This is a genomic window from Psychrobacter sp. Sarcosine-3u-12 (assembly GCF_002836005.1).
Taxonomy (GTDB): domain Bacteria; phylum Pseudomonadota; class Gammaproteobacteria; order Pseudomonadales; family Moraxellaceae; genus Psychrobacter; species Psychrobacter okhotskensis.
The window spans coordinates 232,639-251,365 of sequence record NZ_PJBY01000109.1 but is presented as its reverse complement, the minus strand read 5'-3'; the positions used below and the strand labels follow the sequence as shown (position 1 = coordinate 251,365).

Here is an 18,727-nt window from a genome sequence, read left to right as displayed (position 1 = left end):
GTTATTTACCCACTTGTGTGACCGGAATACGTAACGCTTTGGGCAAGCTGAAAGTAACGTTTTCTTCGATCCCTGATAGCTCACTCGGTAAATCACCACCCCAATCCTGTAGCTGCTGCAACACTTCTTGAATCAATATTTCTGGCGCTGAAGCCCCTGCGGTGACACCCACACTGTCGATACCGTCGAACCAGCTGTTATCCATTTCGCTAGCATTGTCTATCAAGTAAGCACGGCAGTTCATCCGCTCTGCCAATTCACGCAAGCGATTGGAGTTCGATGAGTTTGGTGAACCAACGACCAATACTATCTCGCAGCGACTGGCCAAGTCTTTGACCGCATCTTGGCGGTTTTGGGTGGCGTAACAGATATCGTCTTTACGCGGCCCTTCGATACTAGGGAACTTGTCACGCAAGGCATCGATGACGCGAGCTGTATCATCCATCGATAAGGTCGTTTGGGTCACGAATGCCAAACGCTCGCCATCCTGCACAGTTAGCTTTGCGACATCGGCTTCATTTTCGACCAGATGAATCTCCCCACCATGGCGACGATTAAAGCGTCCCATCGTGCCTTCTACTTCAGGATGACCTGCATGGCCGATCAATACCGCATCCATGCCATCTTGGGCAAATTTAGCGACTTCGATATGTACTTTGGTAACGAGCGGGCAAGTGGCATCAAAGACGGTCAGGTCACGACGCGTCGCCTCATCTTCGACCGCTTTTGAGACCCCATGCGCCGAGAAAATGACAATGGCTCCATCCGGCACTTCATGTAGCTCTTCGACAAATACGGCACCGCGATTGGCCAAATCCGAGACCACAAATTTATTATGGACGACTTCATGACGGACATAAATAGGGGGCTCAAAGCGTATCAACGCTTCGTTGACAATCGCAATCGCACGATCAACACCAGCACAAAATCCACGTGGATTGGCAAGATAAATTTGCATAAGATGGCCTATCATTAGATAATTTGTATTTATAGCTTAACGTCAAAAGTTTAACGTTCAAAAGTTGGGATGCATTCAATACCCTACTTTAGCATAATTTGCTTTTATTGCCTTTTAAAATACCACCGTCGCAGTCGTAATAGACACAGTTGATCTTTAAAAAATAACGGTTGGTCTTTAAAAAATAAAAGTACCAAAAGCAGTTTATAATTATACAGCGGTTACGGTTTCTCTAACCTTACATGATGGCATTTTATATTTTTACCAGCCTTTGACGCTTTGGCGGTTTACTAACACACACTTTACTAAGACGTACTCCATCAGGACGCACTCCATTAGGAAACATTGTATGACAGGTTCATTATTTATTATTACCGCCGCCTCCGGCACGGGCAAAACTTCATTGGTAAAGCAGCTACTTGCCACCACCAATGACTTGACCGTCAGTGTGTCGCACACGACTCGCGCCCCGCGTCCCGGTGAAATTGATGGTCATCATTATCATTTTACTGATGTTGATACATTTGTGGCTGCTATCGGTGACAATAAATTTTTGGAACACGCCGAAGTGTTTGGTAATTATTATGGCACCTCAGAACAAAGCGTGCGTGCGCAGTTAGACGCCGGTGTCGATGTGATTTTGGAGATTGACTGGCAAGGGGCGCTACAAGTCAAAAAAATATTTACCGATGCGACGATGGTTTTTATTCTGCCGCCAAGTATTGCTACTTTACGCCAGCGCTTATCGACTCGCGCGCAAGATACCCTGGAAGTCATAGAGCAACGCCTAGCGGGCGCGGTAACAGAGATGGCGCAATACGTGAATTTTGATTTTGTCATTATTAATGACAATTTCGAAGTCGCCTTGACTGAGCTAAAGGCCATTATCGTCGCCGATAGACAGACCTTAAAACGTCAACAGCAGCGTTATCATCGCACCATTACCAACTTACTCAATCCCAAAGTAGAAGAGTAACCGGAAAAATAGGTGAAGGCTAAAATCGCACTATCTGCCCTCTTATCTGAGCATTGTGCGCGTCGCCTTCGATATAAGTAGCAGCAGACATAAAAAGCAACCACCTACCTAGGCAAAAAATGCTACAATGTCTAGCTATTCCCCTTTATATTTTTGATATTATTTTTATTGAGTGGCGGGCCATGCCCGTGACTGATAAAAACAACCGAGGTAGGTATTTATGGCACGAGTGACGATTGAAGATTGTTTGGATAATGTTGATAATCGCTTTGAGCTGGTTTTGGTCGCAAGTAAGCGCGCCCGTCAGTTGGCCAAAGGTATCGCTGAGCCGTTGGTTGAAGTCGATAACGACAAGCCTACGGTACTGGCTCTACGTGAAATTGCTGCTGGCAAAATCACCCGCGACATTCTAAATCAGCCAGAGCATAACTTTGCCACGAGTTCACTAGACTTAGCATTGTCAGGCGATCATAGCTTTTAATAAGAACGGCTCGAAACGCATCTGCATATCGATGATAAAACCACAGCTTATGCTGTGGTTTTTCGTTTATACAAGTGTTCTTTTGCCGATTACCAATGCCATTTATACCCGAAATCGTACCATTGGGTTGGAATTTATGAATTTTTTCCTAGCACCTGTGCTTAGCAGTTGACATTGAAGGCGATTTACGATTAATTAGAGGGTGGTCTAGCCTTTCTACTGCTCTCTATTATAATTATCGCGCTCTTTTACAATGATCGTTTTCTTTTATGATATGGTCGCTGCAATTTAAAAGCGTGACAGTATCAACCTTGTGAACGATACGCTAGTACAGCTTGCATGCGGTTGCATTTATATCCATATATCCATGCACCGATATTATTTTTTTAACGATAGATTAGTATTCATTCAGTCACCATTTACCTTAACAGCGCTCAATCAATGATAGATAATGGAAAATAGGATCGTCACTTTATGAGTCAAACCCTCCCCAAACTCAGTCATCACCTAGTCGATGATGCTCAATATAATTTGCTCCGTTCAGTTGGCTATCTGACTGCTGCTGAACGCCGTGACATTATTGATGCTTGTGAGTTCGGCGATATTGCGCACATTAAAGACAAGCGTAAATCAGGGGAGCCATATATTACTCATCCGATGGCGGTCGCTGAGATATTGGCGGGCTTTCGCTTAGATCGAGATACAATTATTGCGGCGATTTTACATGATACGGTCGAAGATACCGAGGTCAGTGATGAGCAAATTGAGCAGCGTTATGGCAAAGTCGTGGCGAGGCTGGTCGATGGGGTCACCAAACTAAAATCCTCGTCCCATAATAAGCAACAGAATAAAGCTGCTACCTTTCATAAAATCCTGACGGCTACCCTTGCTGATCCACGAGTGCTCATTATTAAGCTGGCCGACCGCTTACACAATATGTCGACGCTGGATGCGGTACGCCCCGAAAAACAGCGCACCACGGCGCAAGAGACATTAGATTTTTATGTGCCATTTGCCCGTCTGATGGGTCTCAATGACATTGCCGATTATATCGAGGTGCTATGTTATCGAAATCTTGATTCTGAGATGTATAACAAGATTTCGGATAAACTACTGCAACATGGGCTGGGACGAAACTTCCAAAGAGAAGCCATTCATAGCTATCTGACTATTGTCTTAAATAATCTAGGGCTCAATGGCCTCGTGAAAGTATTAGACAATCGTGTGGTGATATATCGGCAGTTTTTCCGTAATCGCGGTGAGATTAATGCCCTGCTCCGTCACTACGCTTTTGAGATTGTGCTCGATAGTATCGAAGAATGTGACAAGCTTGCTTATTACCTAATCAAAAAATATCAGATCGATGACGGCCATATCGCTGACAATATTCGGCGTCCATTACCAGGTGGCAACCAATCACTGACCCTTATTTATGAGCGCGATAACGACTTTGTAAAAGTCACTATCTTGACCAAACAGATGCAAAATGCGGCAAGGCTGGGCGTCATTGGCGCAGAACACGCCTCCGATGTCAGCCAATCAGTCATTCAAGCATCGCTGCGCAATATGAAGGACTTGGTGGATGAGGACAGCCTTAATCAACACAGCCCTGACTTTACCGCTGCGGTCTCGACGATTAATGAGCTGATGGATTATTTGCATTCAAGCAAAATCATCTGTTATAGCCCAAAAGGTCGTGCTTATGAGCTACCGCAAGGAGCCACAGCGCTTGACTTTGCTTACGCTGTTGGACCTATGGTCGGCAATGTCGCCGTTGGTGCCAATATCGATGGTAAAAAGGCCAAGCTGGGTACGGTGGTCAAAAACGGTCAATTGGTCGAGATAGAAGTGAATAGCCACTCGGAACCAAAAGCCGAATGGTTAGGATTTGTGGTAACCAATAAAGCTCGTGAAGAGATTTTACGCTGGTTTAAAGATTTATCTGCAGCTGATAAGCAGCACCACGGTCAACAAGCCTTGGATCGCGCGCTAAAAACCTATCAAAAAAGTCTCGATGATTTAACCGATAGCGACTGGAAAAACTTGACAGAATGGCGCGGTCTGGCAGAAAAAAGTGCGCTATTTGAGCAGATCAGCTCGGGTACGCTATTGCCTCAGCTGGTAGTCACGCGGCTATTTAGCGATGAAGTCAGTGACTTGCAGGCCAAAGAACACAGCGATGATACGGCGCAACCGCAGCAATTGATCGTCAACGCCTCAGGGGTTGAGCTTGATTTTGCCAATTGCTGTCATCCGATCTATGGCGACCCTATCGTTGGCCATTTATCGCGTCATGGCTTGGTGGTACATCGCCATAAATGCTTTTCGCTCGATGATATTCGTAAGGACAACCCTTACCAAGTGATACAGCTGCGCTGGCGCAATGATAAGGCCATCAAACAAAATGAGTCCGGTGAGCACGCTAGCAAAGTCCGTTTTTCGGCTTATTTAAAGCTGTCTCTTGCCCTCAGCGACGAACAAATTAGCGAGGTTATCTACCATCTGCGCCAGTTAAATATGGGGGTCGAAACGGTCGATGTGCGCCATACTGACACCATCATCCATATTGTGGTGCGTAGTCGCAATCACTTAGCACAAGGCATTCGCGAGCTGCGCTCACTATTGGGATTTCCTAATATTATGCGACTTTATCAGCTATAGCTATAAGCGCTATTAATGCTTAATACCTAACTTTTTTGCTGATTGAAGAAGCACTAAACCCTTATAGAGTTAGCCTTAATTTTTAGAAAAAACCAAAACAATGATAAACTTTGCTACTTCGTTTTTAGTCAGTAAATCCAATCAATCAAACGAAAAAAATACGTTAAGGATATAATATGAGTCGTCAAACCATTCAAACAGATAAAGCTCCTGCCGCTGTTGGTACTTACTCACAAGCAGTAAAGGTCGGTAACACCGTCTATATCTCAGGTCAGCTTGGTTTTGATCCTGAAACCATGGAACTGCGCGAGGGTTTTAAAGCACAGGCTGAGCAAGTGTTTGAAAACATTAAAGCCATTTGTGAAGCCGCGGGTGGCAGTCTAAATGACGTGGTTAAATTCAATGTATCTTTGACTGATTTGAATGACTTTGCCACCTTAAACGAGGTATTCATTGCCAACTTAAGCGAGCCATACCCTGCCCGTGCAGCGGTACAAGTAGCCGCACTACCTAAAGGCGGTGTGGTTGAAATTGAGTCTATACTATACATTGAATAATACGGAAGTTATTACACTGAATGCTTAAGTGAATGCGTCAAAATAACGGTTGTTAGCGTAAGCCCAAATATCATTATTTGGGCTTACTGTTATTATCCTCATCGAGTTTATTATTTAGATACCCAAAAGTTAGGAATGCATTTTATGTTGGTACAAGTTGCGCTGCCTGTGCCCCTTTATCGGGTATTTGATTATAGCCTACCGGCAGATATGAACATTTCACTAAATGAGGCTGCATCACAACTACCGCCAATTGGTAGCCGCGTCGAGGTATCATTTGGTCGTCAGACTTTAATTGGTATCGTCATTGCTCATATCGCTGCAGCAGATAGCAGCGTACCAATAAAAAAACTCAAACCTATCAATAAGTGCTTAGATGCCGAGCCGATTTTGGACGCCAGCATGCTAAAGCTGGCTTATTGGCTGGCGAGTTATTACCACTATCCACTCGGTGATGTATTAGCAGTCATCTTGCCCACCCTCGTTCGTCAAGGCAATCCGCTAGACTTATTGATTACCCATTGGCGAATTTTGCCGCATGCGAATGATGATGACTTTCGTGCCAATGCCAAAAAACAAAAGCAGCAATTCGATATGCTTAAACTGCATGGCGAACGCGGTGCGAGTGAAGATACTTTGTTGTTGGAAGGCATGCAAAGAGCCTTCTTAAAGACGCTGGAAGAAAAAGGCCTTATCGAACGCTATATTGAGCCAAAACAAGCACCTGCCCCTGTCAAACTCGCGAAAATGCCACTTGATCTGAACGATGAGCAACAGCTTGCTGTCGACGCTATCATTGCTGCCCACGAAGCTAAGCGCTACACGGGATTTTTATTAAACGGTATTACCGGTAGTGGCAAAACCGAAGTTTATTTGCAAGCGATGCAAGCGGTCTTAGAAGCCGGCAAGCAAGTTTTGATTTTGGTGCCAGAGATTGGACTCACGCCGCAGACGCGCGCGCGCTTTGCCAGTCGCTTTGCCGCTCATATTGTCTTATTGCATTCGGGTATGAACAATACCCATCGCCTGCAAGGTTGGCAAGATTGCCGTACCGGTCATGCGCAAATTATCATTGGAACGCGCTCAGCGGTGCTCTATCCCTTTGCAGATTTGGGCTTAATTGTGGTTGATGAAGCGCATGATGGCTCCTATAAGCAGCAAGATACGCTGCGCTATCATGCCGCTGACGTCGCGCTTTATCGCGGATTACAAGCCAATATCCCCGTCGTACTTGGGACCGCCACCCCGTCTCTTGAGCATCTAAAACTGGTCGATGATGGTAAACTGGTAGAGTGCCAATTGCAAACTCGCCCCGGTAATGCCAAGCTTGCCAGCATGCAGCTGATTGATGCGCGCCTGCAAAGTACGCATCAACAAACGACGAACGAAGGCGCACGCTATGATACTGGTCTGACCGATGCGCTTATCGGCGCAATACGGCAAACACTAGAGGCTGGCGATCAAGTATTAATATTTTTAAATCGTCGCGGCTATGCACCAGTTTTGCTATGCGAAGCTTGCGGTTGGCAAGCAGATTGCCCGCGCTGTGATGCCCATTTAACTGTCCATTATAATAGCCAATCGCCATCTAATTCCTATTCAAGCAGCTCATATTTAAAATGCCACCATTGCGATTGGCAAGCCTATATTCCAACGGTTTGTCCTGATTGTGGCAGTCAAAATTTGGATGCCAAAGGAATGGGCACTACAAGGCTCAGCGAAAACTTGCATGCGATTTTTGCCAATCCGCAAACCAGTAAAGAGCTTTACCCTATTATCCAAATCGATCGCGATACCACCAGACGTAAAGACAGCTGGGAGAATATCTATCAACGTATCAATGAAGGCAAGCCTGCCATATTAGTTGGTACGCAAATGGTCGCCAAAGGTCATCATTTTCCTAATGTTACGCTTGTTTGTTTGCCCAATGCTGATCGTGGCTTTTTATCAGCCGATTTTCGCTCACCGGAACATACTGCACAACTCATGATTCAAGTCGCAGGGCGTGCCGGTCGCGGTGATAAATCGGGGCGCGTATTGATTCAAACGCTGCAGCCCGATAATGAGCTGTTATTAAAATTGGTAAAAGATGGTTATCTTTCATTTGCTCGTGAGCTATTGCAAGAGCGTAAAATGATGGGCTTGCCGCCGCATAGCCACTCTGCCCTAATACGCTGTGAAGGCAAAACTCTTGCCGCCACGACGCAAACGCTTAAAGATGCGATTGCTATTTTGCCAAATGGGCATAATCTTGCTGTCCTCGGTCCTATCGATGCGCCAATGAGTAAAAAGAACAGTCGCTACCACGTGCATTTACTGCTGTTAGGCAAAGACAGACAGCAATTGCATCGGGTATTAAATCATTGGTGGCAACCTGTACTTACCTTGCCAAGCGCCAAATACCTGAAGCTGACCTTGGATATTGACCCTGTTGGTTGGTAACTTCCAACTACTACTCTTTATAAGCCCAACTACTCCTCTATAACTCGCCGTTACTAAAGAACGCTATTAGAAATAGTTCATTTATCGTTTACCGCCTAGATACAGCAAGCACAGCTTTATAAGCAATCAAATTTCACCTTCCATCATCCTGAGTGTTGTTATGAATCAAAATCACCCAAAATCTGAAAAGAATGACCATTCTCATGAGAATGCTGCCGCTGATAATCATAAGCACGGTCAAAAGGATGCAGAAGGTCATTATATTAAAGACAGTTATACTGATAATAATCAAGACAATCACGACCACGATGAACACCTAGAACAGACGGTCGCACCGCGCGATACCAAAGGCTATCAGCGTACCTTGCTATTTAGTTTTATCATTATTACTGGCTATATGTTTATCGAAGCCATCGGTGGCTGGCTCACGGGCAGTTTGGCGCTATTGTCTGATGCTGGTCATATGCTCAGTGACGCCGTAGCCCTTGGCGCGACGTTAATGGCGTTCAAAATTGGTGAAAAAGCAGCCACTCATCAAAAGACGTTTGGCTATAAACGCTTTGAGATTTTAGTGGCAACAGTCAATGGTGCGACGCTGGTTATTATTGCGATCATGATTTTTTATGAGGCGATTAAGCGCTTTAATTCGCCGCCTGAGATTGCGACCCAAGGTATGCTTATCGTTGCTACCATTGGTATGTTGGTCAACATTTTGGTCGCTTGGCTGATGCACCGTGGCAGTCGGGGCACAGATGCGCATGGTCACAGTCATGCAGGCAGTAACGAGGACAGTCAAGGAAAAAATGAGGGTAAAGCACCGGTCAATCTGAATATGCAAAGTGCTTATTTGCATGTATTAAGTGACTTAATGGGTTCGGTTGCCGCTATTGTTGCCGCGCTTTTGATGATGAGCTTTGGCTGGATTTGGGCGGATGCGGCGGCCTCGGTGATTGTCGCCATACTGATTTTGTTTAGTGGTTACCGCGTCGTCCGTGATTCGGTCCATATCCTGATGGAAGGTACGCCAGAAGGTATATCGCTAGTTGAGGTCGAAGACAAATTACTTGCTCACCCGCAAGTGCGACAAGTCCATGACCTGCATGTTTGGAGTATCACCAGCGGTCTCAACGCCCTATCGTGTCACGTGGTCGTCGATGGCGAAATGAGTATTTATGAATCCAGTATCCTGATTACCAGTTTAGAGCACAGCCTCCTTGAGCTTGATATTCACCATGCGACCATTCAGGTTGAAAGCTTAGCGCATCCGCAAACCAAGACGCATAGCGATGCTTTAGTTTGCGATATCTCACAGCAGGCGACTGATACCAATAATCATATTGGTCACAACCATTAAGCATAAGACATTAAATATTAAATCATATAAGTATTAATTAAGACGTCGCCTATCTAGCTGTCAGTTATGAGCGACGTTTTAATTGATATTTTTTTATAAAGTGCTGGCAATAACGCAGCATCAGCCAAATTATCCACAGCGCTGTTATTAGCCAAATACTTAGCCCCAACCCTAACAACGTCATGCGAATCCAAAAATCTAGCGCACCGTTCATGAGGTGCGGCAGATAAGCCGGTCCCATATTGGATGCCATTATTAACCAAAACCCAAATAGCAGCGCCAGTCCTGCACCGATAATCCTTAAAATTATTTTACCAACAGTTTCTAATAAGCCACGCCAGTTATCATATATGGACGAAGGAGGTGAATGATGATTCATAAAAAAGCGCCTAAAAAGTGGCTTAAAAAAGATAAATAAAAGACCTTTATTGCAAATCAGCTTATATCAGGCAGATTTTTATCATTGTAAGAGCATGTTAAAAATAATGGAAAATTTGGCCGCGCCGCCATATTTTTCCTATAAATTCTGTATACTTAAGGCTTAAAACCCTTATTCATAACCAATTGATGACCTTTTGCCATGTCGAGACGCTCAGCTCCTTTCGTTGCTCCTAGCTACATTGATGACCCTATCTCAAGCGAGGGTAAAAAGCATGCCAAAACATTGCTATCAACGCTGCAAGAAGACATTGCTAGCTTTCGAGATGCGCAGTTCCCGCCTGATATTTTGTGTCAAATCCGTGATATGCCTATTTATGAAGGCAATCTAGCCGAAGTCCAAGCCTATCAACAGCGTTGGCAGACGCTGCTCGAACGCGCGATGGCCTTTTATCCGGCGGCCAATCTACCGCCCGATTATCTGCCATTACCTGCCAGCCTCGAGATACCTCAATTTATCTATCATGTTCAGCGCCTGCATCTAACCAAAACTCATGCTAAAGAATCTAAGAGCTTTGGCTCAGTAGGTGCACTTACTGATAAATGCGGGGATTATAGCGCTGATGAGATTGCGCGTATGGCTGCCGTATTGGAGAAGGATGATGAGGCGCGTTTAGTCGCACATCGTGAATTTATTGACTTGCGTGCGTACGTCTTTTGCCGCGATAGTATGGGTGAGATGCTAGAGCCCGAACGTGTGCGCTTTTATCGCACTGGACTTATCGTTCATGCACTGCCCAATTTTAAGATGATAGACAGTCGGCAGACACCGCGTAAGCGTCGTAATGATGCTTATAACAATCCGCTTGCTGATAACGGCGTGTGGAAGATTTATCGCAAAAAATAAAGTATGCTAGCGTTATTTATTATTGTCCTTCTTGTTTTATATTGACTGTTTTACATTGCTTATTTTTTTGCCAATTTTGAGGATTCCAGATGTTCGCTGCCGCCGCCGGCTCACCAAATTTAATGTTACAAGCTACAATTTTCTTAGGAGCTGCCCTGCTCTTTGTACCCCTTGGCAAACGCTTTGGTATTGCGACCGTCCTTGGTTATTTAATCACCGGATTGATATTAGGACCAAGTGCGCTAGATGTGGCGGGCGACGCTGAGAGCTTATTACATTTTTCTGAATTTGGCGTGGTGATGCTGCTATTCATCATTGGTCTTGAGCTCCAGCCTTCACGGCTTTGGGCGCTACGCCGCTCAATATTCGTCCTTGGTGGCTTACAAGTCGGTCTGTCTGGCACCTTATTGATGAGTATCCTCTATCAATTTTTCTCCTTACCACTCGATACGGCTTTTATCGTCGGCTTCGGCTTAGCGCTCTCCTCCACTGCTTTTGTGCTACAAATACTGACCGAAAAACAGCAGCTATCTAGTACCCATGGTCGCGAAGCGTTTACCATCTTGTTATTCCAAGATATTGCCGTGATTCCCTTATTGGCGGTTATTCCGTTTTTGTCAGGGGTGCGCGAGCAGAGCTACGACTTAATCTATTTCGGCAAAGTATTTGCGGTTTTCGCCGGACTTATTTTTGCTAGCCGCTATATCATCCGACCTTTCTTTAAATTTGTGGCATCTAGTGGCGCATCAGAATTATTAACCGCAGTTGCTCTATTTATCGTCATGGGCGTCTCTATTTTGATGGGGCAGATTGGTCTATCGATGGCGCTTGGTGCATTTTTGACTGGGGTTTTGCTGGCGGATTCGGAGTACCGTCACGAGTTAGAAGCCAGTATTGAACCTTTTAAAGGGTTATTACTTGGGCTATTTTTTATGTCGGTCGGAATGCTGACTGATGTCAAACTCATTTTGGCCAAGCCCATCTTTATTATCGGCTGTGCGATGGCATTGATGTTTATCAAGTTCAGTGTGGTCACCGCTATCGCAAAAATATCTGGCAATCGCTGGCCAACCAGTATCAGGTTAGGGGTTACTCTTGCTCAAGGCGGTGAATTTGCATTTGTTTTGTTCAGTGTGGCCACCGCTCAAAATGTCTTGCAACCTGAGCTGGCAAACACCCTAAACCTCATTGTGACCATCTCTATGGCGCTGACGCCGCTGGCATTCTTATTATTAGAAAAAATAGGAGAGCCGTTATTCGCCAAAAGCAAACCCAGCCGTGAGTACGATACCATTCCTGATCATGAGCATCAGGTTATTATCGCTGGTTTTGGTCGTGTCGGTCAGATTATCGGTCGCGTATTACGCATGCACAATATCGAATTTACAGCCATCGAACGCTCTGCAAATCGGGTGGATTTCGTCCGGCGCTTTGGTAACCAAGTCTATTACGGCGATCCAAAAAACCCTGAGATATTGCGCGCCGCTGGTATCAAAAAAGCCCGCGTCTTTATTCTGGCGATTGACGACCTAGAGCGCTCTATTACCACCGCTCAATACCTGCGCAAAAACTACCCTGACTTAATTATCTTGGCACGCGCTCGTGACCGACAGCACTATTACCGTCTCCGTGAAGTTGGGGTTCGTCATATCTGGCGTGAGACTTATTTATCGTCTTTAGATATGTCGCGTGAGTCCTTGCAGCTGCTTGGCATCTCTCCTGAAAAAGCGCGCGAAACCGTGCAAACTTTCCGTGACTATGATGATGATTTGATTGAGCGTCAGCAAGCCATCTATGATGATGAGGCCAGCCTGATAGAGTCAGTACAGTCCTCAATGACAGAGCTTGAGAGCTTATTCGATGAGGATATTGGTAAGGCACGTAAGATGGACTTGAGTGAGTTCTCTGACGCCCTAAAAAACCAAGCAGCGCCCGTTGATGAAAACTAGGATATTGCTACTAACCCCAAGGGATAATTGCCGTTTAATCCGGTGAGCAGTTTGGCGGCGCAAGTTTTTCATTTAGCGAGCTGGTACATTGCCAACTGTTGCTATCTTTCACATGATAAAAAGCCACTGTTTGCTCATTGAGATAACGCAGTGGGAATTTAACGTTATGAATCGTTCCTATGACGGCACAATCTGTTTTAGGAACGCCCGGCACTTGAGTATCAATACGCACCAGCACCTGCGGATCATCTATGTTAAATGGCAAATCAATGGGACACTGCCCGGTCTGTTGGTAAATGACCGCCACACGATTCTGCGTCGTCTTGGTGATGTCATAAGCGTTAAACAATACCTCATTGGCTTTTGGCTTCGCAATAATAGGTAAAAACTGCACCTTAATCACCAATAAAGCAAAAGCAAAGAGCCCAAATCCCAAGCCCAAACCAAATAAACTGACCCCGCCCTCTCGGCGCAGATGTGCTTGCTGCGCCGCCTCGTCTCGCGGATGATCCTCAATCGCATCAGCGATTTCGCGCCGTGCCATCCGGTAGTAATAAGCGTCTGTCCAACGTGCCACCATAGACGCCCAAAACAGCCAAATAATCGCTGCAATACCCAGCCGCGTTGCCATTTGATATGCATCTGGAATATAAGACATCGCTACAAATTCAAAAGTGACCAGCACAATAGCAACATTAAGCTGAATAAAAGACCAGCCTGCTACGCTGTAAACAATTGCATCCATATAGCGCTTGCGATATAACAGCCAAGGAAAAGTAATAAAAAATGCGGCCCAGTGCCATTTTGGCGACAGATAACCTTGCTCATCAAACTCTGCGAAGCGCTTGAGATAATAGCGCTGGGTACGATGACCGATAAACCATTTGTCCAACTGCTCACGCTTGGCAGCTGTCAGCTGTTCTTGGTAAAACGGTGGTGGCGAGTCCGTCTCAATAAATAACATAACAGTAGGCTCTCAAATAAAAAGCGTATTCATAATCACTGTAAGACACTCTTCAGCGAATAATTATATTAGGGTCTGTTGAACATTCAAATATCAGGACTGCTGATTGCTAAAATCGTCCCAAACCTTTTATCAAATCAGGCGTAAACCGACGATAATGTCGAGACCTTAGCTAGGTTTACAACAACGTTTGGGGTGATTTTAGCATCAGCCTTTTAGGGCAGAGCTATTTTTTGCCAATACATAGCGAAATTATCTAACCTAGAATGACTGGGCGTCAAAAATTTCACTGCGTATTGTCTAAAAAATAGCCACTGCCAGTTCTACATTTGAATGTTCAACAGACCCTAAATACAATCTCTATATTCTTCATTAATATTTCATATTTATAAAATATCTCTAGTATAAACTGATGCAAAAGCCAATCATAGAGCGACTGAGCTCTTACCCTCATTTGATTCGTGAGCCTCTCATGTTTACACTCAAGCGCAATATAATCATAACTATTATCGCTATTACCGTTCTAATTGCTACTGCTACAACCCTTATCATTATTAATATCAGTGCAATATCTGATCCTTATAACAATGAGCTAGGTTTGGATAAAAGCACTTTTGTAGGGCAATGGCCGTTTGCCGTCGAGACAGTAATAATAAGATGTGATGACATTGATAATAAATCCATTATTTCCATAATAACCCCCAGTGGAGAGAGTTATACTCTCAATGCTGATTCAAATACAAACATTGATAAGCCGCAAATGAAAATACTTAGGGCAAAAGATACAGTCTGGCGCGATGTTGCTACAGACACTGAAACAGATAAAAATTATTTAGCATCTGCTGACTCTAAAGCTCCTACAGACGATATCATCGCTGCAGGTTTAAAATTATGTACGGAGACTTAGAAAAAGCTCGGAAGGGGCTGGGAAGCATTTTACGGTATTGGCAAGCGTCTAATAATTGAGCGTTCACACTTGCTGATATTTAACCTATAATACGCTCATATTCGCAACTTTCTAAAGTCTTAGTGCCCCTATGAACCAGTCTTCTAATACCGATAAATTAAACGCTATAAGCCAAGTGGCTGAACCTGATATCGCCATCGAGCCCGTTTCACAAAATGATAAGCATATTCGTATTGTTAATACCTTTATGAAACGGCGTACGCACATGAATAAGAATGCCGAAATGGCTCTTACTGATCCAGAATTTGCGCATTATTTGGTCAATAATAGCTTCGGTGATGGCAATCTCGACGGCATCGAGGACTTGCGGGTGTTATTCGCGGATAGCCCTAATGGCAGTGCCGCTCCGCTTACTTTAGAGATTGGGTTTGGGCTGGGTGATTCATTCATCGAGATGGCCGCCGCAGAGCCGACGCGCAATTTCGTTGGCGTCGAAGTCCATGAGCCAGGTATCGGTAAATGCGCTTATATGGCAGGTACGCAAGAGCTAAACAATGTCAAAATCATTAACGGTGATGCTATTCAATTACTCAAGCAATTACCAGAAAACCATATCGACCGCATCCAGCTTTACTTTCCTGACCCATGGCAAAAGAAGCGCCATTATAAGCGCCGTTTTGTCAGTCCTGAGCGTATGGCGATTGTCACGCGCAGTTTAAAGCAAGGTGGCTGGTTCCATACGGCAACCGACTGGGAGCATTATGCCTTTTGGATGGTTGAGGTTTTAGATGGTTTTTCAGGGCTAACCAACCAAGCAGGCGCAGGCAACTTCACAGACCGCCCTGACTTTCGTCCAATGACCAAGTTTGAGCGCCGTGGTTTAGAGCGCGGACATGGTGTCTGGGACTTGATCTATATTAAAGAGTAAACGTTACCACGTTACCCTTAATGGTTTTTTGACAAAGCGGCTAAGATATCTAGCCGCTTTTTTGTACTATCGGTATCGCTTTTCCTCATTCTATCTAAATATATGTAGCGTTTAATTGGCTGAACCCTCTGTCTGAGGTGCTTTGAAGAATTTTATTTATCCAAATTAACAAAGCAGCAATATGTGAAACATAGCCATTTCGACGAAATTTACAGAAGAAGAAATAGTTGCATAATAGCAAAAATGTATAACTGAGTGATTTTCTGCTCCTACTTATCCATACAAACATTGATACTATAAGGGCTGCATGAGTTCTCCCCATAAGCTGTGGATAACCCTGTGTATAAGTCACCATTTGACAAGAATTTTCCTAGGCAGCTTAAAGGGTTAGGTAAAATCGTTCATTTTTTATACAATTTAAAAACCCTTAATATTCAATATCTTAGACATCATTTGAAATCATAATAATTTATTTTTAATATTTTTAAATATTATTCAATTATCAAAGATGTTTCACACACGACGAATAAACTTTGATTATTCGCTGTGGACAACTTATAAATCTATTGACAAACCACCCTGTTATCCGGTCTGAAATAACAGATAAATGCTAGCATGGTTTGTATAAAGTCATCGTTGTTTATCACGCGACAATTAGTGTCGTTTAGCGTTTCCTAACCCTAAAGCCAGTCCTTGGATTTTGTTATAATTGCCTTATCTAATCAATAGTAGCACAAAGCATATGCTTTAATTAATTCACTATTGATACGCCAAAGCCTCCTATAATCATAGATGATTATGAACTTTTTTTTACTTATCTCATTATTTAATTTTACTGTATAGTAGAGTGATATATTAGCTATTACTTACTAATTACCACCTATTACAACGTCGCTAGCCTATTTAAAGGCTGAATCTTTCTTATGATTTAGGTCATTCCTATTATTAGCCTCACTACCCTAGCGTTATATAGTAGCAAAGACATCTTATTTACCATTTCAAAATAATTATTGAATAAAAGGAATCCAGTATGGACGACAATAAAGCCAAAGCACTCAAAGCAGCCCTCGGTCAAATCGAAAAGCAGTTTGGCAAAAACACCATCATGCATCTAGGTGACGACTCAGCCATTATGGATGTTGATGTGGTATCAACAGGCTCACTAGGTCTAGACATTGCGCTTGGTATCGGCGGTCTGCCAAAAGGTCGTATCGTTGAGATTTATGGCCCAGAAAGCTCTGGTAAAACGACTATGACGCTGCAGGCGATTGCAGAATGCCAAAAGCAAGGCGGTGTCTGTGCCTTTATTGATGCTGAGCATGCACTAGATCCCGTTTATGCGCGCAAGCTTGGCGTGAGAACTGATGACCTACTGCTTTCTCAGCCTGATAATGGTGAGCAAGCACTTGAAATCACCGACATGCTAGTGCGGTCTGGGGCGGTTGATATGATTGTCATTGATTCTGTGGCTGCGTTGACGCCGCGCGCGGAGATTGAGGGCGAAATGGGTGACTCGCACATGGGCCTGCAAGCACGTCTGATGAGCCAAGCGCTACGTAAAATTACCGGTAATGCCAAACGCTCAAACTGTATGGTGGTCTTTATTAACCAAATCCGTATGAAAATTGGTGTCATGTTTGGTAGCCCTGAGACCACGACTGGTGGTAATGCGCTGAAATTCTACGCCTCAGTCCGTATGGATATTCGCCGTATCGGTGCGGTCAAAAATGGTGATGAAATCATCGGGAACCAAACCCGTGTCAAGGTCATCAAAAACAAAATGGCACCGCCCTTCCGCCAAGCAGAGTTTGAAATCACTTATGGTGAAGGTACCAATCATTTAGCCGAAGTGATTGACTTAGGCGTTGAGATTGGGGCGGTTGGTAAAGCAGGCTCTTGGTATAGCTATGGCGATGAAAAAATTGGTCAAGGTAAAGCCAACTCTGTACTGTTCTTAAAAGAAAATCCTGCGATTGCGAAAGAGATTGAAGATAAAATTCGTGATGAAAAACTTGGATCGAAAAAAGAAGCCAAAGCAGCGGATACTAATGAAGCTGATGTAGAACTCGCTTCTGAACCTGTTCAATAACGGCTCCATTATTCACCGTTATCAATGATCATGACTTGTTATGAAAATTAAATTGTTATGAAAATTAAAACTCTAGCTGAAATACTTGCTGAATCGGACACCGATTCAGCGAGTAGTGCTAATACTAACTCAAAAAATTCTGCCCAATCTTCTAAGACTTCTCGGCATTCATCTAAAGACAAGCCTAAACAGTCGGCTAAAACACATAAGCGCTCGACCTACTCTCGTAAAGCTACTTCGTTATCTGATGACTCCAGCTTTGAGATAGAATCAGTTGACGCACCCCCTTCTACTAGAAAAAGCCCTACTAAATCCAAAAAGCGTAAAAAACGCTTTCACCCAGCGGCTAACTTTAGCCCTGAGCCTAGTGATGTGCCCGCTTATCAACCACCTGCAGCGCAAAGCATTAGAGAGATGCTAGCAGAGGTCAAACACAACGTTCATGGTGAGCAAAACGATAGCGCTGCTACTGGTGATGACAATAGATTTAATAAAGAATCAAATCACATAGCAGATGCAACCGCTACCACCACTTCTACGCATAGCGTAGTAGACAGCCATACAGATAACCTACCGGCGGCGCTTAAAGCCTACTTGCGTACCCCTGAACAACGTCAAGCGGATATTGATGCAATCAAAGCCGAAAGTCGCTTACGCTGGTTGGCGTTTTATTATTTATCGCGACGTGAGTATGGCAAGGCTGAGCTTAAGCAAAAGCTGCTCGATAAAGAGCAAGACCCAGAAAAAGTTGATGCGCTGCTTGAAGAGTTTGCAGAAAAAGGCTATCAAAGTGACTATCGCACTACCCTCATGCTGATTCGCGAAAATATCCGCAAAGGTCGTGGACGAGGACGTATCAAGCAGGAGTTTTATCGTAAAAAAATTGCCATGCCGGGTAATATTGATGAGCTAATCGATATGGCGAATGCAGAGTCAGAGGAGTTTAGCGAATTCGTAGATGACAGCGCTGACAATTTGGTCGATGGTGTCGATTGGCTCAAGCTCGCTGTTGCTGCTCGCACCAAAAAGTACGGCGACGACATTCCTACTGAGCAAAAAGATAAAGCGCGCCAACTACGGTTTTTGCAATATCGTGGCTTTAACACCGATATCTGCTTTGTGGCGCTCAACTACACGCTAGACACGTTAGATGAGCGCTTTTAGGATAGTGACTTA

At 44.3% G+C, this 18,727-nt stretch carries 15 protein-coding genes; 12 read left to right on the top strand and 3 right to left on the bottom strand.

Annotation, left to right across the window (positions count from 1 at the left end):
- Position 1: 1 nt before the first annotated feature.
- The gene (ispH, locus tag CXF65_RS12950) at positions 2-958 is read right to left on the bottom strand and encodes a 4-hydroxy-3-methylbut-2-enyl diphosphate reductase (protein ID WP_101212395.1); all 957 of its coding nucleotides are present in this window, start codon (positions 956-958) and stop codon (positions 2-4) included.
- Positions 959-1,307: 349 nt separating this feature from the next.
- On the opposite strand from ispH, the gene gmk reads away from it, so the two are divergent.
- The 6 genes from gmk to CXF65_RS12920 all read left to right on the top strand — a co-directional run bounded on the left by gmk (position 1,308) and on the right by CXF65_RS12920 (position 9,429).
- Entirely contained in the window at positions 1,308-1,934 is a 627-nt protein-coding gene (gene gmk / locus CXF65_RS12945; protein WP_025652442.1) for a guanylate kinase, read from the top strand.
- A 220-nt stretch (positions 1,935-2,154) separates the two neighbouring features.
- The gene (gene rpoZ / locus CXF65_RS12940; RefSeq protein WP_025652441.1) at positions 2,155-2,415 is read left to right on the top strand and encodes a DNA-directed RNA polymerase subunit omega; all 261 of its coding nucleotides are present in this window, start codon (positions 2,155-2,157) and stop codon (positions 2,413-2,415) included.
- A 474-nt stretch (positions 2,416-2,889) separates the two neighbouring features.
- The gene (locus tag CXF65_RS12935; RefSeq protein WP_101212393.1) at positions 2,890-5,076 is read left to right on the top strand and encodes a RelA/SpoT family protein; all 2,187 of its coding nucleotides are present in this window, start codon (positions 2,890-2,892) and stop codon (positions 5,074-5,076) included.
- A 176-nt stretch (positions 5,077-5,252) separates the two neighbouring features.
- A complete protein-coding gene (locus tag CXF65_RS12930) occupies positions 5,253-5,633 on the top strand; it encodes a RidA family protein (RefSeq protein WP_025652439.1) in 381 nt (126 codons plus the stop codon).
- A gap of 144 nt (positions 5,634-5,777) precedes the next feature.
- A complete protein-coding gene (locus tag CXF65_RS12925; RefSeq protein ID WP_198552010.1) occupies positions 5,778-8,075 on the top strand; it encodes a primosomal protein N' in 2,298 nt (765 codons plus the stop codon).
- Positions 8,076-8,235: 160 nt separating this feature from the next.
- Entirely contained in the window at positions 8,236-9,429 is a 1,194-nt protein-coding gene (locus CXF65_RS12920; RefSeq protein ID WP_101212390.1) for a cation diffusion facilitator family transporter, read from the top strand.
- 64 nt (positions 9,430-9,493) lie between these two features.
- Here the strand turns inward: CXF65_RS12920 and CXF65_RS12915 are convergent, their stop codons facing one another.
- The gene (locus tag CXF65_RS12915; protein ID WP_101212388.1) at positions 9,494-9,808 is read right to left on the bottom strand and encodes a hypothetical protein; all 315 of its coding nucleotides are present in this window, start codon (positions 9,806-9,808) and stop codon (positions 9,494-9,496) included.
- 201 nt (positions 9,809-10,009) lie between these two features.
- Here CXF65_RS12915 and CXF65_RS12910 point away from each other — a divergent pair, with 201 nt between their 5' ends.
- A complete protein-coding gene (locus CXF65_RS12910) occupies positions 10,010-10,714 on the top strand; it encodes a hypothetical protein (RefSeq protein WP_101212386.1) in 705 nt (234 codons plus the stop codon).
- An 89-nt stretch (positions 10,715-10,803) separates the two neighbouring features.
- Positions 10,804-12,663 (top strand): monovalent cation:proton antiporter-2 (CPA2) family protein, encoded by a 1,860-nt coding sequence (locus CXF65_RS12905; protein WP_025652434.1) that lies wholly within the window; start codon positions 10,804-10,806, stop codon positions 12,661-12,663.
- A gap of 34 nt (positions 12,664-12,697) precedes the next feature.
- Here CXF65_RS12905 and CXF65_RS12900 read toward each other — a convergent pair whose 3' ends face one another.
- Positions 12,698-13,627 carry a DUF2628 domain-containing protein gene (locus CXF65_RS12900; protein ID WP_101212384.1) on the bottom strand — a complete coding sequence of 310 codons (930 nt, stop codon included), beginning with the start codon at positions 13,625-13,627 and terminating at the stop codon, positions 12,698-12,700.
- Between the two features lie 472 nt (positions 13,628-14,099).
- Between CXF65_RS12900 and CXF65_RS12895 the strand changes: the two genes are divergently transcribed.
- From CXF65_RS12895 to CXF65_RS12880, 4 genes are all read left to right on the top strand, one after another.
- Positions 14,100-14,534 (top strand): hypothetical protein, encoded by a 435-nt coding sequence (locus tag CXF65_RS12895; RefSeq protein WP_157824077.1) that lies wholly within the window; start codon positions 14,100-14,102, stop codon positions 14,532-14,534.
- Positions 14,535-14,664: 130 nt separating this feature from the next.
- Complete coding sequence (gene trmB, locus CXF65_RS12890; protein WP_101212380.1) at positions 14,665-15,462, top strand: tRNA (guanosine(46)-N7)-methyltransferase TrmB; 798 nt, start codon at positions 14,665-14,667, stop codon at positions 15,460-15,462.
- A gap of 1,030 nt (positions 15,463-16,492) precedes the next feature.
- A complete protein-coding gene (recA, locus tag CXF65_RS12885; RefSeq protein ID WP_101212378.1) occupies positions 16,493-17,551 on the top strand; it encodes a recombinase RecA in 1,059 nt (352 codons plus the stop codon).
- A 57-nt stretch (positions 17,552-17,608) separates the two neighbouring features.
- Complete coding sequence (locus CXF65_RS12880; RefSeq protein ID WP_101212376.1) at positions 17,609-18,715, top strand: regulatory protein RecX; 1,107 nt, start codon at positions 17,609-17,611, stop codon at positions 18,713-18,715.
- Positions 18,716-18,727 lie beyond the last annotated feature (12 nt).